Source organism: Staphylococcus sp. HMSC071G07 (assembly GCF_001811435.1).
Lineage (GTDB): Bacteria > Bacillota > Bacilli > Staphylococcales > Staphylococcaceae > Staphylococcus > Staphylococcus pettenkoferi.
In genome coordinates this window covers 1-1663 of sequence record NZ_KV804787.1, presented here as the reverse complement: position 1 = coordinate 1663, position 1663 = coordinate 1, and the positions used below count along the sequence as shown (strand labels likewise).

Genomic DNA, 1663 nt, shown 5'->3' with positions numbered 1-1663 from the left:
CTTGATTTCTAGTGGTCGTGGAAACACCTGACATGGGTTAGGTGATTGTGTGGAGTCGAAATGGGTTCCGGATTCTGCTGTTGTGGCGCGGTTTGCGTCGTTGGTTCGGGCTGGTAGTTCAATACGGGCGGCTGCTGGGGTGGTTGGTTTAGCGCGGTCGGTGGCTTATCGGCTTGCTGGCGAGTTGGACTTGCCGCGCAAGCGCCGCAGGACTACTAGCTCGGATGACAGTGAGGAAATAGCTCGCCTGTGGCTGGAAGGTGTGGCACCGATGGATATTGCGCGCCAGCTTTCTATAGGCTCTTCTCCGGTGTACCGGATCGGTATTGAGCTTGGTTTGTGGAAGCGCAATCCGCATGGCCGAAAAGCTGCGGCCACAACTGGCCGGTGTAGTTATCTGCAACTGCGTGCGAATGCTTTAGGGCGCAAAGATGCCGCTTTAGCCTGTGGCATTCATCCGCGTAATGCTGCTGATATAGACAAAGGTGTCATTAAGCTTTCCACCGGGCGTGTGCCTTTTGTCCCGGCTGGCCCGGATGTGGCGCTGTATAACAGGCTTATGCAGGTAATTGAGTACGTTGATGGTCGTCAAGCAGTTCCAGTCCAGGTTATTCCGCAACAGCGTATCGATAGGCGTATCTCTTCGCGCTACTTATCGGTAGAAGAACGCGAGCTCATCTTTGATCTTGACCGGCAAGGCAAAGGTGTACGTGAGATAGCTCGGCGTCTTCAGCGCTCTGCTGGCACTATCAGCAAGGAGCTTAAACGCAACCGGGATGAATTTGGGGTGTATCTTCCCACGCATGCGCACCGTAAATCGGTGTTGCGTAGGTTTAGACCGAAAAAGCGCAAGATTGATGCCAATCCACGTTTGCGCACCGTGGTCTGGGCGATGGTGAAAGATAGGTACTCGCCGGAGCAGATTTCTGGGAGGTTGCGCAGTCGCTATCCCGGTGATGAGACTATGTACGTGTGTCCTGAAACTATTTATCAGTCTTTGTATTTCCAGGCTAAAGGCGAGTTGAAAAAGGAAGTCGCTGCTGCACTGCGTCGCGGTCACGCCCAACGTCGACCTCGTGGCACGCGCAGTGCCCGCAGGCGGTTTGTTGACCCTATGGTGATGATTTCCGACCGGCCAGCAGAAGTAGATGACCGAGCAGTACCAGGTCATTGGGAAGGCGACCTCATTTTAGGCGCGGGTAATAAGTCTGCAATTGGCACGCTAGTAGAGCGAACCACGCGCTATGTCATCTTGCTGCATTTACCTAATGGGCATAGTGCTACCGAAGTAAATGAAGCACTTACTAAAGCGATTGCTACCTTGCCAGATCATCTCAAAGGATCACTTACCTGGGATCAGGGAAGTGAAATGGCCTGCCATAAGGCCTTTTCTGTAGCGACAAACTGTCCCGTGTTCTTCTGCGATCCTGGTTCGCCGTGGCAGCGAGGCACCAATGAAAACACCAATGGACTACTAAGGCAGTACTTCCCTAAAGGCACAGACCTAAGCGTCCATAGTGCAGCGGACCTAGAATTCGTCGCCATGCAACTCAACCGCCGCCCCCGCAAAACCCTGGGCTTTCAAACACCAGCCGAGAAAATGGCCGCACTGATAAACTCAACCGAAACATAAGAAGTGTTTCCACGACCACTAGAATCCGCC

General features: G+C 53.3%; 1 protein-coding gene. It reads left to right on the top strand.

The annotated features are described in order from the left end of the window. The first annotated feature begins 559 nt into the window (after positions 1 to 559). Complete coding sequence (locus tag HMPREF2802_RS12070; protein WP_256277941.1) at positions 560 to 1633, top strand: IS30 family transposase; 1074 nt, start codon at positions 560 to 562, stop codon at positions 1631 to 1633. Positions 1634 to 1663: the final 30 nt, after the last annotated feature.

Excerpts from the sequence above, each read along its gene's own strand:
- HMPREF2802_RS12070 (WP_256277941.1), top strand. The coding sequence starts at position 560 with ATGCAGGTAATTGAGTACGTTGATGGTCGTCAAGCAGTTCCAGTCCAG.